Source organism: Pseudonocardia ammonioxydans (genome assembly GCF_900115005.1).
GTDB lineage: Bacteria > Actinomycetota > Actinomycetes > Mycobacteriales > Pseudonocardiaceae > Pseudonocardia > Pseudonocardia ammonioxydans.
The window spans coordinates 25415-52316 of the sequence record NZ_FOUY01000040.1; the positions used below are offsets into that span (position 1 = coordinate 25415).

Genomic DNA, 26902 nt, shown 5'->3' on the forward strand with positions numbered 1-26902 from the left:
GCACTGTCGCTCGACGGTCAGAGGCGAGCATGATTCGGCTCGGGTCTACGAGCGGGTCGTCCGATGATCTGTTCTACGCACGTGCGGGCCGTTCGCCCCGCGCCGATCAGGGTTGCGGCGGCGGCGCCGGTCCAGTCGCCGTAGCCGAGTAGGTGCAGTCGGGGTTCGTCGATGCTGCGGGTGCCGTCGGTGCGCGGGTGCCCGTGCGTGTCGGTGCTGAGGCCGAGCGGGGCGAGGTGGGCGAGGGCTGGGCGGAAGCCGGTGCACCAGATGATGGCGTCGAGGTCGGTGGTGGAGCCGTCGTCGCGGGCGACGCCGGTCGAGGTCAGCCGGTCGAACATGGGCTCGGCCCGCAGCACCCCGCGGTCCCGGGCGGCCTTGACGCTGGGGATCATGACGATGTCGCCGAGCGCGGCGACACCACCGGTGTCCGGGCGTCCCTCGCGCTGGGCGAGTTCGCGTTGGGTGGCGACGTCGAACAGGACCCGGCCGTCGACATCGTCGGGCAGGAATCGCGGTGGGGCCAGGGTGAACCAGTGCGTCGTCGCAACGGTGGAGACCTCGGCGAGGATCTGCGCCGCGGAGTTCGCACCACCGACCACACCGACGCGCTGACCACGGAACGGGTCGGGCCGGTGGTAGTTGACGGTGTGGATCTGGCGGCCGGTGAACTCCGCGCGGCCGGGTAGATCTGGGACGTGCGGGCAGCGCCAGGTACCGGTGGCGCTGATGACCGCCCGGGCGCGCCAGCTGCCCTGTGCGGTGCTGACGGCCAGGTGGTCCGGGTAGGCCTGTACGGCGGTGACGTCGACGGGGCGGCGGACGTCGAGTGCGTAACGCCGCTCGTAGTCGTCGAGGTAGGTGCGGACGTGGCCGGCGGTCGGGAAGGGCTCTGCGGGCTGGTCGGGCATCCACCACCCGGGCAGAGGGCTGTAGCGCGCGGGGGAGAACAGGCGCAGCGAGTCCCAGCCGTGTCGCCAGGCGCCGCCGGGCCCGGTCTGGGCATCGAGGATGACGAACGGGACCTGCGCTCGGCGCAGGTAGTAGCCCGCGGCGAGGCCGGCCTGGCCACCGCCGATCACGACCACGGGCAGGTCGCGATCGGCGGTGTCAGGGGTACGGGTCACGGGTTCGGGCTCGGCCCGGTCAATTCGGCGAGCAGGTCGTCGACCCGAGCGGCGATGTCGTCACGGATCAGGCGCATGCGGTCGAGTCCCTCGATCCCGCGGGCGGAGGGCTCGTCGGTGTCCCACGTACGGACCTCGGTGTCACCGGCGTCGACCCGCGCGTCCCGGCCAAGAGTGACCACGAGGTCGACGCGCCGGAGCAGCTCGGGGTCGATCGACGTCGGGGACTCGCCGCTGATGTCCGCGCCGGATTCGGCCAGCGCCTGCGCGGACAGGGCGTTGATCATCTCCCCCGGGTTGGTGCCGGCGGAGTGGACCTCGACCCGGTCGCCGGCGGCCTGGCGCATCAGCCCGGCGGCCATCTGGGACCTGCCGCCGTTACGGACGCAGACGAACAGCACCGCAGGCGTGTCGGTCACGACGTCGCCGCTTCGGTCGGGGTACCGGTCAGCTCGGCGAGCAGGTGGCGTACCCGGGCGTCGATGTCGTCGCGGATGGGGCGGATCTGCTCCGCGGCTTTGCCGGCGGGATCGGTCAGCTCCCAGTCGAGGTAGCGCTTGCCGGGGAACACCGGGCAGGCGTCACCACAGCCCATAGTGATCACGACGTCGGCCGCTTCGACCGCCTCGGTAGTCAGGCGCTTGGGGAACTCGGTGTCCAGGCTCAGGCCGAACTCGGCCATGACGTCGCGGACGGCAGGGTTGATGCTGTCGGCCGGGGCGGATCCGGCCGAGGTGACCCGGACGGCGCCGGCCGCGTGGTGGGCCAGCAGGGCGGCGGCCATCTGGCTGCGCCCGGCGTTGTGCACGCAGACGAACAGGACTTCGGGAACCGCAGCTGCGGTGGTCACGGTGGCTCCTTGGGATCGGGCTACTGCCGCGAGCCGCTCGCGGGCGTGGCGGGCGGCGAGCACGGGCAGGTGGGCGGTGATGCGGGCGGTCAGCGCCAGCTCGGTGAACACGTCCACGACCACGGCCTCGATCGTCTCGGGGCCGAAGATGCCGTGGAATCTGCGGCGCAGCTCGTCGACGGTCTGGTGAAGCCGGGCGTGGGGGCTGGTGAGGGCGAAGTGTTCGAGGTTGCGACCGCCCGCCGGGCGCCGTCGCGCGATGGCGACGACGACCGGCGTGGCGTCGGGCGAGAAGGCGTCCATGGCATGGTCCGCTACTGGCCGGCCGAGCGGGTGCTCATCGGGTCTCGCCCGCGCGAGGCAGGGTGTGTCGGTGGTGGCGAACAGGCACCGGCGCAGCCACAGCGACACCTCCACCAAGCCGACGAGCATGGACGCTTCGATCAGCGGCCCGGCGACCCCGACCAGGGCGGGGGCCGGGGCGGGGGCCGGGGCCGGGGCCGGTGGGAACGCCGAACGCGATCGCTACAGCGGTCATCAGGGCTCCTTGAGCATGAGCAGCGGCGGTGCGCGTTGGCACCGGTTCGAACAGTGGGGCGTCGCGATGGCAGATCACGCGCCGCGCACGCCGTCTTGCGGTGTTGGGTGTCGGCGTGGGGTGCCTACGACGGATCGGGACTCGAGCCGGTTCCCCGCAGGCAGCCCAGATCTGCGCCGGGGGCGACGCGTGAGCCGACGGCCGCCGCGGCGGCAGTCTGGTTGTTGGTGCGCGTGCCGCAGAACTCGCAGCGCAGGACCCGGCTCGCTGCACGGGCGGGCCCGGCCATCCCGGGTGGATGGCCGGCTCGGTGGTTCACCCAGGTGTGCTCAAGGCAGATAGCCGCGCCACAGCCCTGGCACACCGCGACCGCGGGTCGCGCCTGCTGGCACCGGGTGGCGCAGTCCAGGCAGTTCATGACCGGGCGTCCCGTGTGGGCTGGGGGTTTGCCTGCTCGGTCTGCGTGGTCGGTGTGGTCGTCGGTGCGAACAGGCGCCGGCGCAGCCACAGCGACACATACACCAGCGCGACGAGCACCGGCACCTCGATCAGTGGCCCGACGACCCCGGCCAGCGCCTGGCCGGAGGTGACGCCGAACGTGCCGATGGCCACGGCGATGGCGAGCTCGAAGTTGTTGCCGGCGGCGGTGAACGCCAGGGTGGTGGTGCGTTCGTAGCCCATCCCGACCGCCCAGCCGACGGCGTAGGAGCCGGCCCACATCAGGGCGAAGTAGGCCAGCAGCGGCAGCGCGATCCGGGCGACGTCGAACGGCTGGGAGGTGATGGCCTCGCCCTGCAGCGCGAACAGCAGCACGATGGTGAACAGCAGCCCGTAGAGCGCGAACGGCCCGATCCGCGGAATGAACTTCTCCTCGTACCAGGCTCGGCCCTTGGCCTTCTCGCCGAACCGGCGCGTGAGGTACCCGGCCAGCAGCGGGATCCCGAGGAACACCAGCACCGATTTCACGATGTCCCAGGTGGAGAACGACACGTCGGTGACGGGCAGGCCGAGCCAGCCGGGCAGCACCACCAGATAGAACCAGCCGAGCACGCCGAACATGACCACCTGGAACACCGAGTTCAGCGCGACCAGCACGGCGGCGGCCTCCCGGTCGCCGCAGGCCAGGTCGTTCCAGATGATGACCATGGCGATGCAGCGGGCGAGCCCGACGATGATCAGCCCGGTGCGGTACTCGGGCAGGTCGGGCAGCATCAGCCAGGCCAGGGCGAACATCAGTGCCGGGCCGAGGACCCAGTTGAGCACCAGCGAGGTGATCAGGAGCTTGCGGTCGCCGGTGACGGTGTCGAGGCGGTCGTAGCGGACCTTCGCCAGCACCGGGTACATCATGATCAGCAGGCCGAGGGCGATCGGCAGCGAGATGCCGTCGATCGCCAGGGCGTCCAGGGCGGGGGCGAGCCCGGGGACCAGGCGGCCGAGCAGGAGCCCGGCGACCATGGCGACGATGATCCAGACCGCCAGGAAGCGGTCGAGGGTGGACAGGCGGGCGACGACGCCGGCCTCGGTCGGGTCGGTGGCCGCCTGCTGGGCGGCGCCGGTGGTGTTCTCCGTGCTCATGATGCGACGGTCTCCGCGGTGGTCGGGATCAGCAGGTCGGCCAGTGAGGCGAGTCGCTGTGGGACGACGCGGTAGTGGATCCAGGTGCCGCGGCGTTCACCGGTGATCAGCTCGGCCTCGCGCAGCACCTTGAGGTGGTGCGAGATCGTCGGGCCGGACAGGTCGAAGACCTCGGTCAGGTCGCACACGCAGGCCTCGCCGCCGGCGTGGGAGGCGATCAGGGACAACAGGCGCAGCCGGACGGGGTCTCCGAGGGCCTTGAACACGCGGGAGATCTCGCTCGCGTGCTCCGGGGAGATCGGTTGGCCGACCAGCGGCGACCAGCACGACGACGCCACGCCCGGCGGCTCCTTGTTAGACATGCTTCTATATTGACGTCCGTCGAAGCAGAGTGCAACCTCGCAGGATCACTGGATCGAGCTTTGTCGATTCTATCGGCAACGACTGGAGTGATCCCATGCACGACCCCGGCGAGGTCGGTGGCAGCACCGCGATGTCACGACGGCGCGGCCACCCCCGCCGCGACCGGCCACCGACGCCGGTCAGGGACCCGGTCTCGCGCGTTCTCGGTCAGGCGATTGTCGCGGTCGCGCTCGCCCTGGCCCTGTGGGGTCTCCTGACCGGCGACGCCGATCTCGCAGCAGGTGGCGTGACGACGTTCGCCTGCCTGCCCGCAGCAGGGCTGGCCAAGGTCGCCCGCGCCCGGTGAGCGCACCGCTCGGAGCCACCTAGATCGAATGTTGTGGATCCAGGAGTGAGAAGTCAGGCCACGTTCACTCGGCATTCATATCGGCATTGTTCGATCCAAGCGTCTTCGGCGGACGCTCACAGCTACGGGCGCCGTCTCGACCTCGACGAGAGAGGCCAAGTCCGTGAGTGTTCGACACATGCGCAGGGCATCGGCTGCCCTGGTCGCCGTCGCTGCCAGCGTGACGCTGGTGGCGTGTGGCGGCGGTGCGCAGCAGCAGGACGGGCCGGGGGGTGAGCAGGTCTCCGGGCCGGTGCTGATCGACGGGTCCTCGACGGTGGAGCCGCTGTCGTCCGCGGCTGCGGAGCTCTACCAGGGGGAGAACCCCGAGGTGAACGTCACCGTCGGTACCTCGGGGACCGGTGGTGGCTTCCAGAAGTTCTGCAACGGCGAGACCGACATCTCCAACGCCTCGCGCCCGATCTCCGACACCGAGCGTCAGCAGTGCGAGGCGAACGGGATCGCCTTCCAGGAGCTGCAGGTGGCCAACGACGCGCTGACCGTCGTGGTCAACCCGGCCAACACCTGGGCCAACTGCCTGAGCGTGGAGCAGCTGCGCGCGATGTGGGCGCCCGACTCGCAGGTCAAGAACTGGAACCAGGTCGACCCGTCGTTCCCGGCCGAGCCACTGCAGTTGTTCGGGGCCGGCGCGGACTCGGGCACCTTCGACTACTTCACCGACGAGATCGTCGGTGAGGAGGGGGCATCGCGCACCGACTACAGCCCCTCGGAGAACGACAACGTCACCGTCCAGGGCGTCACCGGCTCCCCCGGCGCGCTGGGCTACTTCGGGTTCTCCTACTTCGAGGAGAACCAGCAGCAGCTCAAGGCACTGCAGGTCGACGGCGGCAACGGCTGCGTGGCCCCGTCCGCACAGACGGTCCAGGACGCCTCCTACACCCCGCTGGGCCGGCCGCTGTTCATCTACGCCTCCGACGCCGGGCTCGCCAAGCCGCAGGTCGTGTCGTTCCTGGAGTTCTACCTGCAGCGCAACGACGAGATCGTGCAGGCTGCGCAGTTCGTGCCGATGACCGACCAGCAGAAGCAGGACTCCACCGCCAAGCTGGACCAGCTCCGCCAGCAGGCCGGAGGCTGAGCCGATGGCGGTGACCACCGCCGGCCGCCCGCGCTCGAGCGCGGGCGGCTCCGGCCGTGACCTGACCCCCCGCTCACCCCGGGTCGGCGAGAAGATCATCGAGAGCCTGCTGGCCGCCGCGGCCGGCCTGTCGGTGCTGGTGACGGTGGGCATCATCGTCGCCCTCGTCGTCCCGCTGTTCACCTTCTTCGCCCACGTCAGCCCGATCGAGTTCCTCACCGGCACCACCTGGACCGCCTCGTTCGGCGACAAGTACTCCTGGGACAAGGACTGGGGCGTGCTGCCCCTGGTCTCGGCGACGTTCATGGCCACCGGCATCGCCCTGGCCGTGGCGATCCCGGTCGGGCTGGGCATCGCGATGTTCCTGTCCGAGTACGCCACCACCCGGGCCCGCAAGGTCATCAAGCCGGTACTGGAGCTGCTGGCGGGCATCCCGACGGTGGTCTACGGGTTCCTCGCCCTGACCGCGCTCACCCCGATCCTGCAGCCACTGCTGGGGATCCCGAACATCTACAACCTGCTCGTCGCCGGGATCGTCATGGGATTCATGATCGTCCCGACGGTCGCGTCACTGTCCGAGGACGCGATGTCGGCAGTACCCCAAGCGCTGCGCTCGGGCTCGTATGCCCTCGGCGCCAACCGGCGGATGACCACCCTGCAGGTGGTTTTCCCGGCGGCGCTGTCCGGGATCATCGCCGCGATCGTGCTGGGGCTGTCCCGGGCGGTCGGCGAGACGATGATCCTCGCCGTCGCCGGCGGCAACCTGGCCCGCCTGACCGCTGATCCCCGCGACGAGGCCCAGACGATGACCGCGTTCATCGCCCAGATCGCCAGCGGCGACGCCCCCCAAGGCAGCCCCGTCTACTACTCGCTGTTCGCCGTGGGAGCGCTGCTGTTCGTGATCACCCTGACGATCAACCTGATCAGCATCCGGCTGGTCCGCCGCTTCCGGCAGGTGTACTGATGACTGCTACCGACACCGCCCGCACCACGCCCGCCCGTGCGCTGACCCCGGACCGGCGGCGCCGCGATGTGGCCTCCACAGTGTTCGTCTCCGTGCTGTGGGCGTGCCTGCTGGTGGCCGCGCTGTTCCTGTTCTACGTGCTGATCACCATCGTGGTCTCCGGGGTGAGCAGGCTGGACGCGAACCTGATCACCCAGGCGCCCTCGACGATCCGCCCGGCGACCGCCGGCGTGCAGCCGGCCATCGTCGGCACGCTCCTCGTCGTCGGGGTCACCGCGCTGATCGCGCTGCCGCTGGGCATCGCCGCGGCGATCTACCTCGAGGAGTACGCCGACCCCCGGCGCTGGTTCAACCGGGCGATCGAGCTCAACGTGCAGAACCTGGCCGCCGTCCCGTCGATCATCTTCGGGATCCTGGTGCTGGCCTTCGTGGTACGGGCACCGCTGAACTTCGGCGCCGTCGCCCTGTCCGGCTCGATCGCCCTGGCCCTGCTCATCCTGCCGGTGGTGATCATCGCGACCCGCGAGTCGTTGCGCGCGGTCCCGCGCGAGATCCGTGACGGCTCACTGGCCGTCGGGGCGACCCGCTGGCAAACGGTGTGGCGCCAGCTGCTGCCCGCCGCGGTGCCCGGGATCGCGACCGGCTCCATCCTGGCGCTGTCGCGGGCCGTCGGAGAAGCCGCACCGCTGATCCTGGTCGGCGCGACCACGTTCATCACCTTCACCCCCGACGGGTTGTTCTCCCGCTACACCGTCATGCCCGTCCAGATCTTCAACTTCGCCCTCCAGTCCCGCGAAGCGTTCATCCCCCTGACCTACGCCGCGATCCTGCTGCTGATCGTCATCCTGCTGGCGCTCAACGGCACCGCGATCGTGCTGCGCAACCGGTTCGCACGTCGATGGTGAACCCCGGAAAGGACCAGCACATGAGCCCCACCTCCCCACCCGGGACCGCCCAGGACACCGCCGGTATCCACCTCGCGGTCGGTGACCGAGCGCCCGAACAGCCACGTTCGGCCGGGGCCGCGATGGCGACGGAGAACCTGCACGTCTACTACGGCGACTTCCTCGCCGTCCGCGATGTCGATCTGCAGTTCGACGACCGCCGGATCACCGCGCTGATCGGGCCGTCGGGCTGCGGGAAGTCCACCGTGCTGCGCTGCCTGAACCGGATGAACGACCTGGTCCCCGGCGCCCGGGTCGAAGGGCGCGTGACCTACCACGGCACCGACATCTACGGGCCCGGCGTCGACGAGATCGAGGTCCGCCGCCGGATCGGCATGGTCTTCCAGAAGCCGAACCCGTTCCCCAAGTCGATCTATGACAACGTCGCCTACGGACCCCGCGTCACCGGCGCCAAAGACCACCTCGACGACACCGTCGAGCAAGCCCTGCGCGGCGCCGCGCTGTGGGACGAGGTCAAGGACAAGCTCAAGCAGAACGCCTACGGCCTCTCCGGTGGACAGCAACAGCGTCTGTGTATCGCCCGGGCCATCGCGACCCGGCCGGACGTGCTGCTGATGGACGAGCCCTGCTCGGCGCTCGACCCGATCGCGACATCCAAGATCGAAGACCTGATGGGCGAGCTCGTGCAGGACTTCACCATCGTGATCGTCACCCACAACATGCAGCAGGCGGCCCGCGTCTCGCACAGCACGGCGTTCTTCACCGCCCAACCCGACGAGCACGGCGACCGCGTCGGCACTCTGGTCGAGTTCGACCGAACCCTGAAGATCTTCGAGGACCCGGCCGACAAGCGCACGGAGGACTACATCTCGGGCAAGTTCGGCTGAGGAAGCCGCGATGATGACCGAGACCTGGGAGACCGACGGCCGTTCTCCCGTGCAGATCCGCCGCCGAGCCTGCCTGGCCGACGCCGGCGGGCGCACAGGGCCGGCGGCGGTGCTGCTCGTCGCCGACGAACACACCGCCGAGCAGGTCGCGCGGGCCCTGACCGGCCAACCCGTCGACCTGCACCCGGTGCACGACACGGCCGCAGCGCTGCTGGTGGCCGGGCGCACCTGCCCGGATGCGGTCGTGCTCGCCCCGGCCGGGGGGCGGTTGAGCCCGGCGGACTTCCTCGACGTGCTGCACACGCTCGACCCCGGGGTGCGAGTGATCGTCGGAGTCGGTCGCGACGACGGCGAGCTGGCGGCGCAGGCCGCCGCCCGGGGCGCCACCGTCACCGCCCGCCCCTTCGAACCGAGCGCCTTGCTCGCCCTGCTCAGCGCCGCCCTCGGCGCGCCACGGTCCCTCGCGGCCCGTCCGCTGCCGATCCAGCTGGGCCGGCTGCGCATCGACAACGTCGCCCCACGGATGTGGCTCGACGACACACCGATCCGGCTGCCGCTGCGCGAACACCTGGTGCTGCGCTACCTCGCCGCGCGTCCCGACGCCGTGGTCAGCCGCCGCGAACTCGTCACCGCCATCTGGGGCGACCAGACATCCGGCTCGGACAACTCCCTGAGCGTGCACATCACGCGCCTGCGCCGCCGGCTCGCCGCCGCCGGAGCCGACGTCCGCATCGAGGCGGTACGCGGACTCGGCTATCAGCTGACCATCTCGCCGAACTCCTGAGCATCACCCAGTATCCTCGACCGCGATGGGAGAACAGCTCAGCTCGCACGTCGCCGATCTCGTCGAGGATCAACCGCTCGACGGCGTCGAGACCGTGGCCGGTGCCGCCGCCGAGCTGTTCAAGGCACTCGCCGACCCGCTACGGCTCCAGCTGGTCGGCCTGGCCCGCCAGGCCCCCGACGCCGAGCTCTGCTTCTGCGACCTCATCGAAGCCTTCCCCCAGCCGCAATCGACCTTGAGCCACCACCTGAGCGTGCTGGTCAAAGCCGGGGTCATGTCGAGGGAACGACGCGGCACATGGAGCTGGTACCGGCTCGAACCCGACCTGGTCGACCAGATCAACGACGCGCTCAGCCTCGACGGGATGCTGCACCAACTCCTGCGGCTCGAGCACGCCGACAACCCGAAACTCATCAGCCGCGACGGCGATCTCCTCTCGCGCTGCGAGCCTCCGGAATCCGCCGAGGACGACACCGAGCGCGCCTGACCCCCCGCGACATCACCCGCGGCGCGCCCGTGCGGTAACGACCGCGTCCGCTGAGGTCCGGTTCGGTTGGACCCACAGCCGGACCGGACCGCCACAGCATCCCGGCCTGCCCGGCCGCGTCGTCGTGGTCATCATTTGATCCGGGGTCGGCGCAGTCTGCGCGGCAGCACGGCCGCTGCAGGGCGGTGGCCCTGCTGGGTGCCGCGGGCTTCGCGCAGCTGCTGCAGGTGCTCGCTGAGCGCCTCTTGTGCGGCGCGTCGGGCGCCGCGGCCGGCGGGACGGTCGAGCAGTGCAACCTCGACCTTAGTTGCAGGCTTCGCGCCGGTGCCGGCGCGCATGCGGCCGATCTGTACGGCCCGGATCTCGCCGAGGCGGCCGTGCCAGGGCCGCAGCCGGGCGCCGATGATCCGCAGGGGGTCGCGGGCGCCGGAGCTGAGGTCGCCGCGCCGGTGGTCGGGTCGGTCGGGGTGGTATTCGAGGGCGTGGAGCAGCCCGGCGACGGTGGCGCCGGCGTCCCACCAGGGTTTGAGCAGGGCCCGGGCTCGCCAGATCTCGATCTTGCCGCTTTTTCGGCCTCCTAGGCCGAGATGTGAGAGCAGGGTGAGGGTTGCTGCGTTTCTGGCTCCGGGGGTGTCGGGGACGTCGTAGGGGTGCCACTTGGGCTGGGAGGTGAGGTGAGTCCGTCGGCCGCCCGTCAAGGGCTTAGTACTCACTGGAGTAGTGGGGAGGTCGCCACTTTCTTCCACAGGGGACTGACCTGCGGATGCGATGCCCGGCTCCTCGTCGTGCTGCGCGCCGTCGAGGCGGGGGAGCGGGGTGTGGGTCACGAGGGCGTAGGTGGGAGTGCGGCCGGTGTCGGTGCCGAGGAACTCGGCGCTAGCACCAGCCTCGACGACGACGAGTAGGCCGATCTCGCGGGCCCAGGCCAGGACACGGGACACGGTGCGTGCGGCGCGGGCTCCGGCCGCTGCGAGGTGTCGGGCGGTCAGGCCGGTGATCAGGCCGGTCTCCCAGTCCATGTGGCAGACCAGGCGGCGCAGGATGGCTGACCAGCTGCGGCGCTTGTCGACGCGCCAGTCCTCGTCGTCGACCAGTCGCGCGAGGTGCTCGAGGGCTTCGGGCTGGGAGGTCAGCACCCGGTAGGAGTGGTCGATGAAGTTCCGCCAACCCGGGTGCGGGGTGAAGCCTCGGTCGTGGCGGGCGCGGGCGCGGGCGATCCCGCGGGCGCGCACCCGCGCACTCGGTGGCAGCGCTCGGCTCGCCCGCCCGGGACCGCTGGTGTGGCACGCGGCGCGGCCTCGGGGTGTGCGCCGCGGCGCAGTCCTGCCGCGGATCCCGAAGGAGTCCGCTTGAGGCTGCTCATCGAGGGGGAGCTGGTGAAGCAGGCAAAGCTGAGAGGGGCCGGAGGCCAGAGTGAACGCGCCGTGCTCGTAGCAGAGCGTGCAGAACCCGGTGCCCGCCGCCGGCGAGCGCCCCGGATCTGGGCACGACGAACTCACCCCGTGTCTGTGGTGGTTGGCTCCCGGCCCAGGATGTATCCTGGACACGCGAAAGCGCCCCTTCTTGGACGGTTGGGGATGGGCCCCGGTTCGCCGGGGCTACGGCGTCACCTCGGGTGTAGGACCGAGCGACGCGAGAACGAACGAAGGCGGCCCCCTGGCCGGGGGGCCGTCTCGTTCTCTTTATGAGGCCTTGGTCAGACGCTGCTCCAGGTGGTCGTACTGCGCTGGGATCTGGCCCAGCAACTCATTGCGGTGACGAAGGCCGAGCTTGACCAGGGCTCCGGCCACGAGGGAAATGCTTCGGTCTCGTTCACTCGCGATCGAGCGCAGCAACGTGTTGTCGCTGAGGGGGATCCGGGCTGTGAAGTCGGTCGACTCCGTGGCCGCGACCCGACGGGGCAGATCGTCGGGAAGCTCGGCGGCATGCTGTAGGCCGACGTTGATCAGCTTCGCGGCGGTCTCGGAGACGTACCAGCCGCGCGCGGCGGCCAGGGCCTTGAGCGCGCGGTCGTCAGCCAGCAGGACCCGTGGAAGAACCACTGCGCGCGGGCCCTTCGATGGGCGCCCCGTTGGTCTTCTAGCCATGCAGGCATCCTTCCCTACTTTCTGAAACGAGGCGGCGCGACACGCCCCATCTTTCAGAAACTTCTGCGTCCGGTGGTGCCCCCGGCTGAGGAGGACGTCGCCGAGCTGCGTCGAGCGTGGACCGCGGCCGGGCGGCAGGCTGCCTACTCGACGGCGGTCGCCGTGCAGGTCGCGTTCGGTCGGCTTCGTGAAGGGCGCGGAGGGCTTACGGCCCCGGACAGCTTCGACGTGACCCGGCGGCAGCTCGTTGCGGGCCGCCCCGGCTCGTGGGAGGCCCCCGGCTGTTCGAGCTGCAGCTGTGGGCGAACCGGGACAAGGTGCGCCGCTACGACGCCGCGACCGCGGACGACATCGCCGCGGTCCTGGTGCGGTGGGTGTCCAACCCGGACCGCTACACCGAGGTCGCCGAGACCCTGGCCGGGCTGTTCGGCGACTTCGCCGACGAGCACGGCGGCTGGCCGGCGGTGGCTGACCAGTGGCTCCAGCGCGGTGCGCTGGACCGTGACGGTGTGCTCCTGGCCTACGGCCTGCTGTACGCCACCGGCGAGGAGTTCGATCCCGCCATGCTTGGCTGAGCTGGTACGCCGAGCGCGCCGGCCCCCGCCCCCTGCCGGGACCCGCTGACGATGACCGAGCTGGCGGACGGAGTCGTCGGCAGCCGCCGCGGTCTGACCCACCAGGCCGGGCTGCTGGCGAAGGCCGGGCCTCGTCACCCGCGGTCCCAGCCCCGCGACGACCAGCGCGCCACGCTCGTCACGATCACCGACGCGGGTCTCGCCCTGGCCGCCAGGGTCATGCCCGGTCACGTCGAGGTCGCGCGCGAGCTGCTGTTCGCCCCGGCGGCCTCAGCTTCTACGACGAGGACCCGCCGCACCATCGACGGCCAGTACCAGCACGCGATCATCATGCTCCGCGACCCCGACAGCGCCGAGCTCCAGCAGCTCTACGGCCGGCTCAGCCGCCTCCAGCAGGAAGGCGTGCGCCAGCCGATGATCACACTGGCCCGCGACAACGACCCCCGCGTTCGTCGAGCCACCGCACCACCACGACGAGCGCAACGACTGAACTCAGTCCTCGTGCGCTGCTCGAGGGTCGAGTATGTCGCGCAGGGCGGGAATGCCACGCAGCAGGACCGACTCGACGTGGTAGTAATCGAGGTCGCTGTCCTCTCCGACCAGGGCCTCAACCCAATCGGGCAGCTCGAATGACTCCAGCACGTGCCAGGGACTGCGGTGGCCGGCCCGTTCGGTGTGCTGGGTGAGCAGCGCGACGGTGTAGGCGACGACGGCGGGCCAGATCCGCTCGATCACCTCCTGCGGTGTCGACTCCGGGCCGATGTCCTCGGCGTCGAGCAGATCCACATCGAGTTCGGCCGCGGCAGCGTGGATGACAGCCCGCAGGTCGGGGTGTGCCTGGTCGAGGGCGGCGATGATGTGGCTCAAGGCCGCTCCGCACCCCAGCCGGGCAAGCGCGGCCGGGCGGCGGGGTGGGGCATGGAGCCAGACCCAGGTCCGTCCCGGATCACCCCATTCGGCGCCCGGCGGGCTGACGATCCCGGACGCCCGCCAGGCGTCGCAGAGCTGGTGGGGCAGCTCTGGGCCGGCCAGGCAGGACACCAGGGCCTGTGGACCAGCCCATCCCGCCGGCAGCACGAGGCTGCGGTCGCCGCCGTGGGTGAGGCTGTAGGCCAGCTGGGCTGGGTGAGGATCGACGAGGTCACCGTCGAAAGCGCAGCACGGACAGACCGCGACCCTGCTCTCGGTCGGTTCGAACAGCCCAGCAGCGGGGTAGTGGTCCCCGCAGATCCCGCACGCGGTGTCGTTCGCGGTAGCGGCGAGGTCGCGCTGGCGGGCCGCGGCAACGACCTGGTCGATCTCGGCGACGAGCTCGGTCACCGACCGCCCGGTCGGGGCGATCTCGTGGGCATCGACGCCGACCACCCGCCCCAGGTCCTCGCAGTAGTCGACGACGAGCGGAGCCCACACCACGACCCGCAACGGTGCACGACGGTCGAACACCGCGCCGTCGTCGGGGTGTTCGTCTCCGGTCCACCCCGCAGCGCCCGTCCTGCCCACGTCGACCGTGGCCGGGCCGGCGTAGGTGCGTAGTGCGTTGCCCAGAGGGTGGTGTTCGAGCTCCACCGGCCAACCGGCCGTGTGCAGCTCGCGGGCCAGCTCGTCACGCAGCCGTCGGGCCGAGACCGCCCCGTCCCCGGGCTCTGTCCCGCGGGCGTAGGTCGTGGCGGCGTCGAGGAAGCTGCGCCCCGTCGCCGCCGCGTGCGCGCGGATGTCCTTCTTACGTCGGTGATCACGGGTCATGCCGTCCTCCTCGTGCGACGCGCTCCACGCCGGGCCGCCGGGGTTCCGGGCATACCTCACCACGTCGGTGCGATCAGCAGACCTTGACCGTGGATAACGCTTCCGGCGACGGCGTGGACGTCGATCCCGGCACGGCGCGGGCCAGCACCGCATGGCCCAGGGCGGACTGTAGCGCCCGGCCTGCGCGCCAGCGGGGTAGCGCCGCGCCCAGCGCTGACGTCGCTGACAACGCTGGTGCTCATCCTCTCCCGGAGCGCGACGACGGCGAGGGACGTGGGCACCTGTGACCGGTCAATGAGCACCAACCCGCGCCACTGCACTGTGCCGCTGCACGCGACGCGTTCACCACCGATGCCCACGCTGGCGGCTGGAGCCCACGTTCTGAGGTCACTGTCCGCACCGAGCCGGCCACCGACGCACTCGCTCAACACAGGGCCGGGAGAAGCGCGGCGCAGACGACCCTCGCGCAACGGCTCGACCCGCGGCTGCGCGCTGATCAGCTGCTCAGCCCTGACCCGGGGTTCTGCTCCTGGCCCGGCCCGGGGACACCGCCGCCGCGACCGGTGTGCCGGTGGTTGTGGCGGGCCCCAAGGCAGGTCCCGCTTGGCGCGTATCCCCGGACAACCACGGCTTCGAACGCGACATCCGCATGATCACGCTGCGGCAGAAAGTATCCGGCTCCTACGCATCCGCTCTTCGGGGCCGACAGTTCTGCGCGGTCCGCAGTTGCCTGTCCACCACGGCTAAGCACGCCGCAACGTCTTCGCCGTCGTCATCCTCGCCGCATCCTCGCCGCGGGCCGACCCTGGCTGTCTTTCCGCCTGTAAGCCAAGCCGCTACAACCTGACCAGTTACTTGCCAGTATCGTTGTGCGGTCAGCCGCTGAACTGCACTGCTGCACCGGGCTGCGGCGGGCAGGAGTTGGTCGCGGACTGGTAGGCAGAGACGACCTCGGCGGGGATACGACCGCGCTCGGACACGGTGTAGCCGTTCTGCCGAGCCCACGCCCGCACGGCCTGGTTGTGCTGGCGCGCTGCCGTGCCGCTCGGGCCGCTGTCAGTGCTCCTGCGGGCGGCGCGGCCCGTACGGGGGCCGGAGGCGGGCGAGACGCTCCGGGCGGCCGCGACGAAGGGCGCCAACGCTTTCCGCAGCGCGGTCGCGTTGCCGGTCGAGAGATCGATCTCGAGCTGCTTCCCGTCGAACGTGAAGGGAATCGTTTCGTCGGCCTTGCCTCCAGTGAGGTCGTCGGTGAGGCGGACGGTCTGAATCTGCGCCACTGTGTCTCTTTCGCCGGGTGTGGGGGAGGGTACCGAGAGTACTGACTGCGCCCGGTCCGGACCGTCGCCGCGATCGGTCTCCCTGACCTCGGTGAAGGTGCGGGTGATGGCGCGAGCGACTGGACTTCCGGCGTGGTAGGCGAGAAAGACAGCGGCCGCTCGCAGCGCGTCCATAGCTTCATGTTCACGAGCTGCCCACTCGGTGGATTCGGCGGATTGCGCGGCGCGAACGGCGGCGCGGAAGCAACGGGACAGGGCGAATCCAGCGGTAATGACCGTATCGGACATTGGCGCTCCCTCACATACGGCGACGGACACCCACACTCTGCCGCAGTACCCCGACAATTGTGGAGGAAACGACGGCGCAGATGCGGATTCGCGGGAAGCGCGACATCGAGCCGACCCCACCCACGTGCAGACAGGGCAGGGCCGGGTAGGTCGCGCTGAGCAGCGGCGTGTCCGGTCGCTGGACGTGAGATCTGACCGCGTTGCCGGACACAGCGTTGACCGGGCCGCGAGCGCCACCTGATCCGGGCGCACCCCGGTCGCGGCGTGCAGGGTCCGGGAGAAGCGCGGAGGAGAAGACCCTCGCGCAACGGCTCTACCCGCGGCTGCGCTGATCAGCTGCTCACCACCTCTGACAGCTTCTGCTCCTGGCCGGCCTGGGACACCGCCGCCGCGCCCGGTGTGCCGGTGGCTGTGGCGGGCTCCAACTCAGCTCACGCTGCTCATCGTGCGGGTTCTGCCCGACGGGCCCTTCCGCACCGCGCTGATCCCCACCATCCGCGGGCGCCGACCTGCGTGCCTCAACCCGGGACCCCCTGGCCGTGATACGGGTACCGGCTCGCGCCGTGGCGGGGCCGCAGCCATGAGCTGCCCGAGACTCTGCATCGGCCGATCCGGTGGCGCGACGCCGGCGAGCTGCTCAGCTCGCAGAAGCTCTCGGCGAACCGAGCACACCTGACGTTCCCGCTCGTCCGGTCGCCAGTGCCGAAACCCGAGCTGAGGCTCGCGCAGTGTTCGCCCGCCGTCGGAGCCGGGGAGCGTTCAGGTGAACACACGCCAGACGTGGGAGAGAGGTCGCGGTGTGCAGGCTCGGCGTGCCCGCTCTGGGAGAGTCGGTGCCGACCAGGAAGATGCTGCACCCTGATGAGCTGGTGCGCGTACCTCGACGAGTCGGAGCCTGACCGCAGGTACGGCCCTGGAACGTATGTGCTCGCGGCAGCGCTCATCGAACGTGAGGACGAAGAGGAAGCACGGGCGGCAGTCGCCGCGTTGCGGCTGAGAGGGCAGCGCAAGCTCCACTGGCACGACGAGGACCGCTCACGGCGCAAGCTGCTCACCGAGGCCATCGCCGCCGCGCGGCGGTCGGGGCGTCGTGGACGGTGATCGGTGCGGCGGCCGGGCTCGCCCGGCGGTCGGCGTATCAGCGGTGGAGCCCGAACAGTGACCGGGCTGCCAAGACCAGGAGTGTTCCGTGACCGAGCCGCTGCATCCCGAACTCGCCGCCGCCGAGCTCGCCCCGCGGGACGCGGTGACGATCAGTTACCGGGCTGCGGCGCAGGTCCTCAACGGCGCCACCCACGCCGCCCGCGACGGCTACCAGCCGCGTCCGGTCGATGAGGACCAGCTCGGCGACCGGGTAGCCGCGCCCTGTACGACACCAGCGACACCCCGCTCATCGCCACGGCCGTCCTCCGCGACGCCATCGCGGTCGAGGACCCGGTCGTGGCCGATCGCCTCCACAACGTGGTGACCGCGCTGAGCGGCGCCAGCACCGCCCCGCACGGGGTGCGTCAGCACCTGGACGGGCCCGGCGCTCCCGACCTGGGAGGCGACGAGTAGCGCAGTAGCGCGCGGGTTCACCGCCACACCAGCCGACTCCTTCACCGCGATCGGCCGGTCAGCGGCCGCGCTCGGGCACAGTCCACGCCCCGGTCGAGCAGGGTCAGAGCCAGGTCACAGCGCGGAGACCGCAAGTACTCCGGGGGCGAACCGATGACCACGACAGTCCAGATCGGGTGGGCGTGGGTGGTGATCTCGAGCCGCTCGGCGACCCGGCCGGCCAGCGGGATCAGCGCGAACCCGAGCCGGTAGGTGCCGCGGTCGCCGACCTGCTCGACCAGCCCGTGCTCGGCCAGCACACCGAGCAGCCGCAACGCGGTCGAGTGGTGCATCCGACCGCCGTGGCCAGCTCGCCACCCCCGGCCTCGCCGCGGTCGGCGATCAACTCCAGGATCGTGATCGCACGGTCCACCGACTGCACCCCGGACACTGTCGGTACCGCCTTTCTGACGCGGACCCGCGCCCGAGGGTCCCGCCTATCGGTCCGGGTCGGGGTCGAAGTCGTCGGGGTCGACGGCGTCGAGGAAGCGGAACTTCTGGATCCGGGCGTGGGTATCGGGCTCGACCGGAGTCGAGTCCGCCACCGCGGCGGGTGCGGTGTCCGGGCCGCTGGGCCGGCCGAAGGTGATCGTCATGCCCGGTTTGGTCGCGGCGACGTCGAGGACTGTCTCGTGGGCCAGGATCGGGGCGTCGGTGAGCAGCGCGAGGGTCACGGCGTCGCTGGGGCGGGCCGAGATCCGCACGTCGTTGTCGAGGATGAGTTCAGCGAGGTAGGTGTGGTGATGCAGCGCGGTGATGGCCACGCGGGCCAGCCGCCGGCCGCTGCCGGCCAGCACGGCGAGGATCAGTTCATGGGTGCCCGGGCGTGACCGGGACACGTGCCGCTGGGCCGCGGTGAGTTCGAACGCTTCGGGCTCGGCGATCCAGATCTGCAGGAGCCGGCTGGGCCCTTGGGATTCGACCAGCATCAGCAGGGGCCTTTGCCGGTCGGCGTCGACCCCGATTCCGACTACTCGCATTTCGATCATCGCGTCTCCACCCCGCCGGTGTCATCGGATGCCGGCCCCCATCGGTCCGCCGTCCACCCTCTTGCCTGGGTCGTAGGGATGCTCCTCCTGATTTCACAGGGTTGCCACCCATCGCCGGGACACATGTCGAGCCGCCGGTTCCTCGTGGTGGCGTGCGCCGCGGAGGGGAGCACGGGGGTCGAGCTGCGGAATTCACCTCTGTCCCGTGGGGTGTGCGCGGGTCAACGATGCTGGTGAGGCGGACGGCGGTCTTCTCCTGGAGGTGAGCAGCATGTCCACTCCGCGGAACCCACCCATGGCCGAACACCCCCGATCTCGCCGAGGTGCAGCGGGGCCATGAGCTGCAAGAGGTTCGGATGCGCTATGAGCGCGCGGCCGAGGCGGCTACCGGGCAGCTGCTCGAGGGGGGTGATCCTGCTCGCCGGGCTCTACCTCGCGTTGTCCGGGCCGATCGTCGGATTCACCGGGCCGCTGCAGACCCACAACCTGGTCGTCGACTCGGGCCGGCCCAAACGTCGGCCGGTCACCGGTCACCGGTCACCGGTCACCGGTCACCGGTCGAGTTCCCAGTAGCTGTCCGGGTTCGGGTCGCTGAGGACCCCGATGGCGTCGGTTGTGTCGCGGACCGCGGCGTAGCGGGCCTCGGCGAGTTCGGCGGCCTGGGGCCCGCCGACGACCTCGGCGGTGTAGCCCTGTTCGGGCCAGGTCGCCACAAGCGTCTGGCCGAGCAGCGCCGGCACCCGCACCGAGGACTGCCGAGTCCACCGAAACGCCTCCGGGGCCAACGGATCGGCGCCCACGACGGAGTCCTGCTCGTGGATGGGGATCTCCAGGGCGAGGTCGGGGTGGTGGCGTGGTCGGTGGAATTCCCACTCGTTGGTGGTCGGGTGCTGCCCGGGCAGCACGTACCAGGTGACGCCGTCGGGCCCGACCTCAGTCACCGTCGGCGGCGTCTGGTTACGAGCCCGGCGCGCGCGGCGTCGCTGGCGCCACTGCCACACGCGAGACCGCCGGAGCCGGGTGTCGAACCCGACCTCGCGGATGACCATGGGCGCCGCCGACCACTCAGCAGGCCACGGCGCCGGGTGCGGGAACAGCAGCGCCACCCGCATCAGTTCTCCGGCCGGGAAGAAGCGCGCTTGGGCTGTGGCGGCGGCCTGGGCGATGGAGTGGGCGATCGAGCGTCCACGGTGGTCACCGAACTGGGCCAGCAACGCCACCGGCTCGGCTCCCGGCAGGGTCCCCGTCGTCGCCGTTGTCGGAGCTGTGTCGGCGGCCAGCTCGGGGGTGTAGATGCGGGCGTGCAGCACCGACTCCTGGCCGAGGCGCCCGTAACCGAGCACGGCTTCGTGCTGCAGCGTCCACGTGTACGGGCTTCGGGCCGGCCGACAGCTGCGCGGGCCCGCCCAGCCGGGCTCGTCCTGTTTCGGTGTCGGCACCGGAGCCGGGCCGCCCGGCGTCGTGTAATGCGTTGCGATGATCGGTGCTCGCACCGCCGCCCCTTCCTCGGGCTGCGCCCGTCCGCCAGCCCGCGGGGGCCGCTGCCCTCACAGTCCGCATCTCGCCCGGCCCACACTCCGCCGACCGATTCGGGCCGGCCGTCATGGGGCGATCAATGAGTCCTACACCATCGCGAAGACCTGCGGCACATGCCGTTCGTTCGCGGTGCTTGGCCTCGACAGAGAGGCAGTCGAACTCTCCAGTCCCCGGCGCCGGCCGGGTGGCATCACACCCTCCCTCCCGGCTGTCGGCGATCATGAAATTCCCTAGCTGAGGGGGTGTCGCGATCACGTAATTCCCTACCTCGATCACGGAATTCCCCGCGGGGACGACGTACGCGGCCGTGCGGCGTGTCGTCGGGGGTCCGGTCCTCGCAGTGCCCAGCCTGCGCGTCGACGAAGCAGGTCGACCGCGTGGGGACACCGATGGCGAGGAGAAGTTTCACCGTGATCGACGTGACCGAGATCTTGGTCCATTGGTATGCGGGGCGGCCGAAGACCGAGGTGGCCGCCTCGCTGGGGGTGGACCCGAAGACGGTGCGCAAGTATGTGGCCCCGGCCGAGGCGGCCGGGTTCTGCCCGGGCGGTCCACCCGTGCGGTCTGGGGAGTGGGAGCGGCGGGTGCGGGAGTGGTTCCCGGAGCTGGTCGACGCCCGGTTGCGGCAGGTGTCGTGGCCGGCGATCGAGGCGCACCGCGACTACATCGTCGACCAGCTCGGCCGGCGGGTGACCGTGGCGACGGCCCACCAGCGGCTGCGCGACGAGCACGGGCTGGAGGCCTCGGTAGCCAGCGTGCGGCGCTGGGTGCGGGCCAACCTGCCCGAAGAAGCTCGCCGCGATCAGGTGCGGGTCGGCGAGCCCGAGGCCGGCGCCGCCGAGCAGCGCGCCGGCGAGCGCGAGGGCCACCACTCCTGGGCGTCGCCAGCGTGCTGGGATGCTTTCACGAGTCCTCCTTGAGCGGGTGTGGTTCTGTTGCGTCGAAGGCGCGCGGCGTGGCGGTGCGCCTGGTATCGGTGGATCCGCTGGCGCTGGGGGTGCTGGGTAAGGGGCAGGCGGTGGCGCCGCGCAGCCGGGCCCGTAGTGCGGCGGCGAGCCCGACCACGGCCAGTACGGCCAGGACTGGCTGCACGGGTTCGAACCAGGTGATGGCGCCGGTGTAGCCGAGGACGAGCAGCACGAGCTTGTTGCAGACCGGGCAGCCGACGGCCAGGAAGCCCAGCAGCGCCCCGGCGGACGCCCGGCGTCCGCCCGGCCCGTCGGGGGCGCGGACGTAGGTCGCCGCGACCAGGCCGGACAGCACCGCGACCAGCCCGAGTACCGGGTAGGCCCAGTCCGGCGTGGGAATCTCGCGCCAGAACCACGGGTTCGGCACGACGGCGGTCGGGACCGCGACGAGCACGACCGTGGCGAGGGTGGTCAGCGCCGCGACCGTCCAGTACCGCAGGGTCCAGGCCCGCACGGCGTCGAGGGCGGTCACCGGGCGTCCTCCGGCTCGCGCTCGCCGTCCGGGGTCCGGGTCCCACGGCGGCGCAGCAGCCGCACCGCCATCACCGCCAGGGCGAGCAGCACGATCCCCAGCAGGACCGCCGTATCAGACACCCCGCCGAACAGGTCGGTGATCGCGGTCTGCGCGTCTGCCTGCTGGTCGACCGTGGTTGGCGCGATGATCCCGGCGGTGCCGTCGGTGAGCAGGAACAGCAGCCCGATCCCGATGAACAATACCCCGGAGATCAGGCTGGTGGAGTGGGTGCGCAGCGGACCGAGGTGTACCTTGCGCCCGCGCAGCCACGGCGTGCGTGAGAGGCCGAGGCGGTCCCACAGCAGGGCGAGCACGAACAGCGGGGCGGCCATCCCGACCGCGTAGGCGCCCAGCAGCGCGGCGCCGTACCCGGGGTCTGAGCCGACTGCGGCGACGGTCAGGATGCTGCCCAGCAGCGGCCCCGAGCAGAACCCGGCCAGGCCGTAGACCGTGCCCAGGGCGTAGGTCGACACCGGTCCGGAGATCCGGATCCGCCCGGCGAGCCGGCCTGCGGTGGCGCTGCCGAACCCGATGCCCAGCACGCTGAGGACACCGAACCCGATCAGTAGCAGCCCGCCCGCGGTGGTCACGACACCGCGGTACTGGGTGATCATCGCGCCGACCAGCGCCACCCCGGCGCCGAGCGGCACCAGCACGGTCAGCAGTCCGGCGAGGAAGGTCAGCGTGCGCCCGACCAGGGTGCCGACCCGGTCGAAGGCGTAGGCGAAGAACGAGGGCAGCAGCAGCGCCGCGCACGGGCTGAGCAGCGACAGCAGCCCGCCGAGGAACGCGGTGAGCACACCCGCGCCGGTCACGGCGCGGTCTCCAGTGCCTGGTCGATCTGAGCGCGGAACGCCTCGACCGGCTGCGCACCCATGATCGGGTAGCCGTTCACGACGAACGCCGGGGTGCTCGGCACCCCGATCGCACTGCCCTCGGCCAGATCCCGTTCCACCGCCTGGGCCACCTCGGGTGAGTCCATGTCGGCCCGGAACCGCGCCATGTCGGCGATTCCGGCCTGCTCGGCGTAGGTGAGCAGCTTGTCCTCGGGCAGGTCGGGTTTGGTGCGCTCGGGAGTGTCGGCGTAGACGGCGCGGTTGTACTCCCAGAACTTGCCCTGCAGCGCCGCGGCCCGTCCGGCGTGCGCGGCGACGGTGGATTCCGGCCCGAAGATCGGGTAGTCGCGCCACTCCAACCGCAAACGACCATCGTTCACGTACTCGTCGATCAGCTGCTGCTCGGTCTCCCGGCTGAACTTCGCACAGAACGGGCACCGGTAGTCCGAAAAGATGGTCATGGTGACCGGTGCGTCAGTGCGGCCGAGCGCGAGCGGGTCGCCTTCCTGGCGACGAGCGAGGTCACCCAATGGCCCGATCGCGGCGGCCTCCCCCGCCGACGCCGACGGAGCCCCGGCGGCTTCCCCGTCCCGGCCCGAGCCGACCGCACCGGCGATCAGATACCCGACCAGACCAACGGCCACGACCGCCAGGGCGACGACGATCGCCACGTCCCGGCGCCGACCCCGCCGTTCGAGCGTTCCCGATGTGCGTCCCACCCCAACCCCTTCTACTAATATCATAGTAGTGATCTACGACGACGGTAGTAGACGGGCGTGAAGGGCCGGTCAACCGGGGGGCGGCGCCCGAGGGAAGCGTGTCGCTCAGGCCGACAGGCAGACCGCGAGCACCAGCATGGTTGCGCCGGTCGCGGGCAGCAGCGCGGGCACCAGCGCGATCGCACCGGTCATGGCTCGGGCGAGCACACCGTCGCAGCGCACCAGCGCCGGGCGCGGCGAGCTCAGCCAGGATTGGCGGGCCTGTGGGAACGCGTCGAAGCCGACGGTCCCGCGCGGGGCGCCCTGCCCGGCCGCGATCTCCTGCAGGGCCCGGGTCAGCGCCTCGGGACCGCACCGGCGCACCGCGGTCGCGTCGGCGGCGAGCTCGCACAGCACCCCCACCGCACCCGGTGCCTGCCGGCACAGCGGCACTCGCGGCAGTGCCGCCGCCGCGGCGCGGGCGAACGCGATGACCAGGTGATGGCGCCCGCGCACGTGCGCCCGCTCGTGGGCGATCACCGCCTCGACGGCACGAGGGTCGAGCCCGTGCAGACCTGTGGAGGCGACGACGATCCCGCGCCGGCCTCCGCCGATGGAGAACGCGACCGGCTCGGCGCACGGAATCCACCAGACCCCGTCACGGACCGCGGCGACCGCGCGCAGCGCCCCCACCCGCTCGATCCGGTGCCGACGCTCGGCCCGCAGCGAACCAGTGAACAACACCGCGACCCGGGACAGCAGCACCAGCAACGCGGTCCCCACGACCAGCCGGACCAGCAGCAACCACGGCAGGTCGGTGCCCTCAGACAGGGCACGCCAGCAGACCACCGCGATTCCGATCATGCCATCCGGCACCGAGGGGTCGGGCAGCACGAGCACCGCGGCAGCGGTGACCGCTGCTGCTGCGGCGGCGAGCAGCGTCACCACCCAGGCCGAGAGCGCGAGTGCCGGGTGCACCCCCGGCCTCCCGGCCGGGCGCAGATACGACGGTCCGGCCACCCCCAGGACGACGGCGGCGAACAGCAGCGCGACCGCGACCGTCACTCGCCGTCCCCCGACAGCGCGCGGCGCAGGAACTCGCTCTCGCGCTCGTCCATACCGCGGGCGAAGTGCACCAGCACACCCTCCGGGTCGCCGAGCGAATCGAGAACCTCCCGCAGCATCTCGGCGCCGGCCTCCTCCCGCGCCCGCGCCGGAATGTAGGCCCAGGCCCGGCCCACCCGCTCCCGGTGCACCCACCCCTTGCCGTGCAGGTTGTCCAGCACGGTCATCACGGTGGTGTAGGCCAGCGGCCGCTCCCCGGACAGCGCGCAGAGCACCTCCCGGACCGTCCGCGGGCCGTCCGCGTCCCACAGTGCGGCCATCACACGGCTTTGCAGCTCACCCAGACCCGCCACCGGAACCTCCCCACTGCAGGGTCAGGGTACGCACGGTCAACCAGGCCACCGCCCGACCGCCACGGCGCGGCCCCGCCGCAGTGCCGATCGTGCGACGACACCTCGGGCCACACACTGCCTGCGCTGTCGCCGACATCATGCTGCTTGAGCTTCCCGGTTTCCCGGAGTCTTTGATGACTGGTTCGATCTTGAGGAGCAGGAAGGAGGACTCTGTTGCCAGCGAGATCGACGTGACGCCCCTCCGGGCCGGCCGTGCCCGACGCCGTAGGTCGGCCCGTTATGCGCAAGCGGCCCTGCGTGCGCAGCCGTGGAGCGGGCGACGAGGCCGGCCTCCGGGACGTGGTGGACCGGTAGCCGGGCGTCGAGACGCCCGGCTACGGAAACGGTGGTCGCGGGCCGGGTCAGGCCCTAGCCCCGGGCTAGCCGCGGTTCCTCAACGCGAGGGACCATGATCGTGACGAAGAGCGCGAACACGACAAGCCAGGCCAGGAGGCTCAGGGACCGCGTTGCGATCGTCTCGCCGACGAGGATGGCTAGAACTGCACTGAACATCGGGTGGCGCACGTGTCGATAGGGCTCGTGCACTACCAGGGTGCGCGGTGGGTCCTGTGGCGACAATGTTCCCTCGCCCCCCTGGGCGAAGAGGCTGATCGTCCAGGCGAGCATCGCGACGCCGCCCGCGATCAGCAGGGCGCCGACCGTCAGGGCCAGGTAGCCGAGTCCCGGACCAAGATCGACCGGAGCGGGTCCCAAGATCGTTACGATCAACGCTGGAATGATGATCGTGACGGTTACCGGACCGAGCAGTATCGCCCGCAGGCGCTGTACCAGCATGGCGTTGACCTCCTGGCCGCATGTGCGGAGCCCAAGGGCGGGGCGCGAGGCCCCCGCCCGCTATGACCGAACGCCGATCCAACGCGGAACTCGGCCGCACAGGCGCCCGTAGGCCGTTCCGAACTGTCGCTGCAGGTGCCTTTCCTCGACCGCTGCCCAGGCGCGCACGACTACGGCCAGTTCGATGGCCAGCAGCGCGGCCCGTGGTGAGTCTCGGGCGGCGGCGAGCCCGGCGGTGGCGGCGACGAAGCCCGTGTACTGGGGGTTGCGGCTGTAGTTGTAGATCCCGCCGGTGATCAGCTCACCGGTCTCGCCGCCGTTGAGCTGCTGCGGGCTGGCGAACGGCGTCATGCAGGCTCCTGCGAGAGCCGTCCCGGCTGCGGCGACGGCGTAGCCGGCGACGCGCCGGCCGGTCGGCACGTCGCGGTGGCGGGCGAGGGAGTCGGTGAGCAGGACTCCGAACGTGGCGTAGGCAGCCCACATCATCATCTGGGTTCCCCGTCGCAGGGTTCCGTTGCGGTCCAGGTCATTGCGCATCCGGTGAAGGAGCGGGATTGTGGCGACCGTGAGGACGGTGTTGGCCAGGCGTGCTGCTCGGTCTGCCGTGGTCATGGGTGAGACCTCTGGTGTGCCTGTGTCTCTCGTGCGGCAGCGGGCGGTTCGGGGCTGCAGCATGCGCATCCGTCCGCTCAACCGCTCTGGTGCGGCGGTTGTGCCGGGGCGCCTCCCGGATCGGTGTCGAGCGGCGACGGTCCGGTTGCCACCTTGTGGGGTGTGGCCGGTCGGGGTGCCGGCGCGCAGCAAGGTTCGCCCGGTTCCGGCGCGGGCTCGATCGTGATGTGGTGTCGCCCCGAGGTGGCCGGGGCGGGAGTGAGGCCGGGCATTGTCCGTGTCCGCGCGGCGCGGACGGCGTTGAGGATGACCAGCACTTCGGCGGCCTCGTGGATCACGACGACGGTGGCCAGGCCCAGGACGCCGAATGCGGCGAGTGGGATCAGCGTGCCGATGATCAGCAGTGAGAAGCCGACGTTCTGCAGCATGATCGTGCGGGCGTTGCGGGCGTGGGCGAGGTTCTGCGGGAGGTGGCGCAGGTCTTCGCCCATCAGCGCGACGTCGGCGGTTTCGATGGCGATGTCAGTGCCCATGGCGCCCATGGCGATGCCGATATCGGCGGTGGCCAGGGCGGGGGCGTCGTTGACGCCGTCACCGACCATGGCGATCCGGCGGCCCCGGGCGATTTCGGGCAGCAGGCGGGCCTTGTCCTCGGGGCGCAGTTCGGCGTGCACGACGTCGATCCCGGCCTGCTCAGCGAGCGTCGCCGCGGTGCGGTGGTTGTCGCCGGTGAGCATGGCGACCTCGATCCCGAGCGCGCGCATGCGGCGGACGGCGTCGGCTGCTTCGGGGCGCAGCTCGTCGCGGACGGCGAGGGCGCCGAGCAGCGTGCCGCCGCGCTCGAGGAGTACGACCGTTGCCCCGTGGTCCTGCAGCCGCGCGACGTCCTCGGCCAACGGGCCGGCGTCGACCCAGCCGGGTCTGCCCAGCCGCAGCTCGACCCCGTCGCGGACGCCGGTCAGGCCGTGCC

Annotated in this window: 30 protein-coding genes and 1 pseudogene; 10 read left to right on the forward strand and 21 right to left on the reverse strand. The window is 71.1% G+C overall.

Going from position 1 to position 26902, the window contains the following annotated elements; translation table 11 throughout:
* Positions 1-17: 17 nt before the first annotated feature.
* The 6 genes and pseudogenes from BM093_RS27350 to BM093_RS27370 form a co-directional block, all read right to left on the reverse strand.
* Positions 18-1127, reverse strand: a complete 1110-nt coding sequence (locus BM093_RS27350) for an ArsO family NAD(P)H-dependent flavin-containing monooxygenase (RefSeq protein WP_085916608.1) — start codon at positions 1125-1127, stop codon at positions 18-20.
* Entirely contained in the window at positions 1124-1546 is a 423-nt protein-coding gene (locus BM093_RS27355) for an arsenate-mycothiol transferase ArsC (protein ID WP_093352394.1), read from the reverse strand. Before BM093_RS27355 ends, BM093_RS27350 begins: the two co-directional genes overlap by 4 nt.
* Positions 1543-1977 carry an arsenate reductase/protein-tyrosine-phosphatase family protein gene (locus tag BM093_RS38405; protein WP_425048640.1) on the reverse strand — a complete coding sequence of 145 codons (435 nt, stop codon included), beginning with the start codon at positions 1975-1977 and terminating at the stop codon, positions 1543-1545. Before BM093_RS38405 ends, BM093_RS27355 begins: the two co-directional genes overlap by 4 nt.
* 30 nt (positions 1978-2007) lie before the next feature.
* Positions 2008-2409, reverse strand: a pseudogene (locus BM093_RS38410) (three-helix bundle dimerization domain-containing protein); the annotation flags it as partial.
* A 520-nt stretch (positions 2410-2929) separates the two neighbouring features.
* Positions 2930-4090 (reverse strand): ACR3 family arsenite efflux transporter, encoded by a 1161-nt coding sequence (arsB, locus tag BM093_RS27365; protein WP_093352398.1) that lies wholly within the window; start codon positions 4088-4090, stop codon positions 2930-2932.
* Entirely contained in the window at positions 4087-4452 is a 366-nt protein-coding gene (locus tag BM093_RS27370) for an ArsR/SmtB family transcription factor (RefSeq protein ID WP_085915366.1), read from the reverse strand. Before BM093_RS27370 ends, arsB begins: the two co-directional genes overlap by 4 nt.
* Positions 4453-4547: 95 nt before the next feature.
* Between BM093_RS27370 and BM093_RS27375 the strand changes: the two genes are divergently transcribed.
* From BM093_RS27375 to BM093_RS27405, 7 genes are all read left to right on the forward strand, one after another.
* Positions 4548-4799: a hypothetical protein gene (locus BM093_RS27375; protein WP_093352401.1), complete on the forward strand. Its 252-nt coding sequence runs from the start codon at positions 4548-4550 to the stop codon at positions 4797-4799.
* Between the two features lie 178 nt (positions 4800-4977).
* Positions 4978-5934: a PstS family phosphate ABC transporter substrate-binding protein gene (locus BM093_RS27380; RefSeq protein WP_085915368.1), complete on the forward strand. Its 957-nt coding sequence runs from the start codon at positions 4978-4980 to the stop codon at positions 5932-5934.
* 4 nt (positions 5935-5938) lie between these two features.
* Positions 5939-6898, forward strand: coding sequence for a phosphate ABC transporter permease subunit PstC (gene pstC / locus BM093_RS27385; RefSeq protein ID WP_085915369.1), 960 nt, complete (start codon positions 5939-5941; stop codon positions 6896-6898).
* Positions 6898-7803, forward strand: coding sequence for a phosphate ABC transporter permease PstA (gene pstA / locus BM093_RS27390; RefSeq protein WP_093352407.1), 906 nt, complete (start codon positions 6898-6900; stop codon positions 7801-7803). The genes pstC and pstA overlap by 1 nt, the downstream gene beginning before the upstream one ends.
* Positions 7804-7925: 122 nt before the next feature.
* Entirely contained in the window at positions 7926-8690 is a 765-nt protein-coding gene (pstB, locus tag BM093_RS27395) for a phosphate ABC transporter ATP-binding protein PstB (protein ID WP_208115293.1), read from the forward strand.
* A gap of 10 nt (positions 8691-8700) precedes the next feature.
* Positions 8701-9474 (forward strand): winged helix-turn-helix transcriptional regulator, encoded by a 774-nt coding sequence (locus BM093_RS38040; protein WP_085915372.1) that lies wholly within the window; start codon positions 8701-8703, stop codon positions 9472-9474.
* 25 nt (positions 9475-9499) lie between these two features.
* Positions 9500-9961, forward strand: a complete 462-nt coding sequence (locus BM093_RS27405; protein ID WP_085915373.1) for an ArsR/SmtB family transcription factor — start codon at positions 9500-9502, stop codon at positions 9959-9961.
* Positions 9962-10092: 131 nt separating this feature from the next.
* On the opposite strand, the gene BM093_RS27410 is transcribed toward BM093_RS27405, so the two are convergent.
* Positions 10093-11193, reverse strand: a complete 1101-nt coding sequence (locus BM093_RS27410) for a hypothetical protein (RefSeq protein ID WP_093352412.1) — start codon at positions 11191-11193, stop codon at positions 10093-10095.
* Between the two features lie 450 nt (positions 11194-11643).
* Complete coding sequence (locus tag BM093_RS27415; RefSeq protein WP_085915375.1) at positions 11644-12003, reverse strand: hypothetical protein; 360 nt, start codon at positions 12001-12003, stop codon at positions 11644-11646.
* 311 nt (positions 12004-12314) lie between these two features.
* On the opposite strand from BM093_RS27415, the gene BM093_RS27420 reads away from it, so the two are divergent.
* The gene (locus tag BM093_RS27420; protein ID WP_093352417.1) at positions 12315-12623 is read left to right on the forward strand and encodes a hypothetical protein; all 309 of its coding nucleotides are present in this window, start codon (positions 12315-12317) and stop codon (positions 12621-12623) included.
* Positions 12624-13115: 492 nt separating this feature from the next.
* On the opposite strand, the gene BM093_RS35375 is transcribed toward BM093_RS27420, so the two are convergent.
* From BM093_RS35375 to BM093_RS27450, 4 genes are all read right to left on the reverse strand, one after another.
* Positions 13116-14366, reverse strand: a complete 1251-nt coding sequence (locus BM093_RS35375) for a hypothetical protein (protein ID WP_085915377.1) — start codon at positions 14364-14366, stop codon at positions 13116-13118.
* 875 nt (positions 14367-15241) lie between these two features.
* Entirely contained in the window at positions 15242-15931 is a 690-nt protein-coding gene (locus BM093_RS38415) for a histone-like nucleoid-structuring protein Lsr2 (protein WP_425439204.1), read from the reverse strand.
* 1598 nt (positions 15932-17529) lie between these two features.
* Positions 17530-17820, reverse strand: coding sequence for an IclR family transcriptional regulator (locus BM093_RS36225; RefSeq protein ID WP_174824348.1), 291 nt, complete (start codon positions 17818-17820; stop codon positions 17530-17532).
* A gap of 144 nt (positions 17821-17964) precedes the next feature.
* A complete protein-coding gene (locus BM093_RS27450) occupies positions 17965-18507 on the reverse strand; it encodes a bifunctional nuclease family protein (RefSeq protein WP_177238737.1) in 543 nt (180 codons plus the stop codon).
* Between the two features lie 372 nt (positions 18508-18879).
* Here BM093_RS27450 and BM093_RS35380 point away from each other — a divergent pair, with 372 nt between their 5' ends.
* Positions 18880-19089 (forward strand): SPW repeat protein, encoded by a 210-nt coding sequence (locus tag BM093_RS35380; protein WP_125911742.1) that lies wholly within the window; start codon positions 18880-18882, stop codon positions 19087-19089.
* On the opposite strand, the gene BM093_RS27455 is transcribed toward BM093_RS35380, so the two are convergent.
* On the reverse strand, positions 19068-19859 hold the full coding sequence (locus BM093_RS27455; protein ID WP_085915380.1) for a hypothetical protein: 792 nt from the start codon (positions 19857-19859) through the stop codon (positions 19068-19070). The genes BM093_RS35380 and BM093_RS27455 overlap by 22 nt on opposite strands.
* A 612-nt stretch (positions 19860-20471) precedes the next feature.
* Between BM093_RS27455 and BM093_RS27460 the strand changes: the two genes are divergently transcribed.
* On the forward strand, positions 20472-20972 hold the full coding sequence (locus BM093_RS27460; protein ID WP_174824349.1) for a hypothetical protein: 501 nt from the start codon (positions 20472-20474) through the stop codon (positions 20970-20972).
* Here the strand turns inward: BM093_RS27460 and BM093_RS27465 are convergent.
* The 8 genes from BM093_RS27465 to BM093_RS27500 all read right to left on the reverse strand — a co-directional run.
* Positions 20956-21492: a hypothetical protein gene (locus tag BM093_RS27465; protein ID WP_208115275.1), complete on the reverse strand. Its 537-nt coding sequence runs from the start codon at positions 21490-21492 to the stop codon at positions 20956-20958. The two genes, BM093_RS27460 and BM093_RS27465, sit on opposite strands and share 17 nt — an antisense overlap.
* A complete protein-coding gene (locus BM093_RS27470; RefSeq protein ID WP_085915381.1) occupies positions 21489-22349 on the reverse strand; it encodes a cytochrome c biogenesis CcdA family protein in 861 nt (286 codons plus the stop codon). Before BM093_RS27470 ends, BM093_RS27465 begins: the two co-directional genes overlap by 4 nt.
* A complete protein-coding gene (locus BM093_RS27475; protein ID WP_232021782.1) occupies positions 22346-23089 on the reverse strand; it encodes a DsbA family protein in 744 nt (247 codons plus the stop codon). Before BM093_RS27475 ends, BM093_RS27470 begins: the two co-directional genes overlap by 4 nt.
* A gap of 105 nt (positions 23090-23194) precedes the next feature.
* Complete coding sequence (locus tag BM093_RS27480) at positions 23195-24133, reverse strand: M56 family metallopeptidase (RefSeq protein ID WP_085915383.1); 939 nt, start codon at positions 24131-24133, stop codon at positions 23195-23197.
* On the reverse strand, positions 24130-24486 hold the full coding sequence (locus BM093_RS27485; protein ID WP_085915384.1) for a BlaI/MecI/CopY family transcriptional regulator: 357 nt from the start codon (positions 24484-24486) through the stop codon (positions 24130-24132). Before BM093_RS27485 ends, BM093_RS27480 begins: the two co-directional genes overlap by 4 nt.
* A 408-nt stretch (positions 24487-24894) precedes the next feature.
* The gene (locus tag BM093_RS27490; RefSeq protein WP_093352432.1) at positions 24895-25320 is read right to left on the reverse strand and encodes a methyltransferase family protein; all 426 of its coding nucleotides are present in this window, start codon (positions 25318-25320) and stop codon (positions 24895-24897) included.
* A 60-nt stretch (positions 25321-25380) separates the two neighbouring features.
* Positions 25381-25932: a methyltransferase family protein gene (locus tag BM093_RS27495; RefSeq protein ID WP_158092278.1), complete on the reverse strand. Its 552-nt coding sequence runs from the start codon at positions 25930-25932 to the stop codon at positions 25381-25383.
* Positions 25933-26009: 77 nt separating this feature from the next.
* Positions 26010-26902: HAD-IC family P-type ATPase (locus tag BM093_RS27500; RefSeq protein WP_143105545.1), on the reverse strand; the 893-nt coding region annotated here is incomplete at its 5' end.